Here is a 358-nt window from a genome sequence, read left to right as displayed (position 1 = left end):
TCGTGCTGCCACACCGCAACCATCGGCGTGCCGGTGGCCAGGTAGTACTGGTGCTCGCGGGTCAGGTTGCCCGCTTCGTCACGGAACCATTGCAGCTTGCTGGCGGCGTTGGTGGCCTGGATCAGCTGGCCGTTGCCGTCGTAGGCAAAGGTTTCGGTCTGGCTCTGATCGCCCAGGCGGGCGGTACGCTCGGCCAACCGGCCCATGCGGTCGAGGCGCAGTTCGATACGCCGTTGGCCGACCTGGGTGCTCGCCAATCGACCGGTGTGCGGGTCGTACTGATAGCGGGTGACTAAGCCATCGAAACCGGTTTCTTGCAACAGCCGGCCAACCGGGTCGTAGAGGAAGTTGGCCTTGC

1 protein-coding gene is annotated in these 358 nt (G+C 64.8%); it reads right to left on the bottom strand.

The window, feature by feature from the left end; translation table 11 throughout:
* Nucleotides 1-358 (bottom strand): RHS repeat domain-containing protein (locus tag NJG22_RS24480; protein WP_253098510.1); only part of this gene is annotated, 358 nt, incomplete at both ends.

The organism is Pseudomonas sp. VA159-2 (assembly GCF_024126635.1).
Lineage (GTDB): Bacteria > Pseudomonadota > Gammaproteobacteria > Pseudomonadales > Pseudomonadaceae > Aquipseudomonas > Aquipseudomonas muyukensis.
The sequence above is the reverse complement of the archived record's forward strand: the minus strand, read 5'-3'. Positions and strand labels throughout refer to the sequence as shown.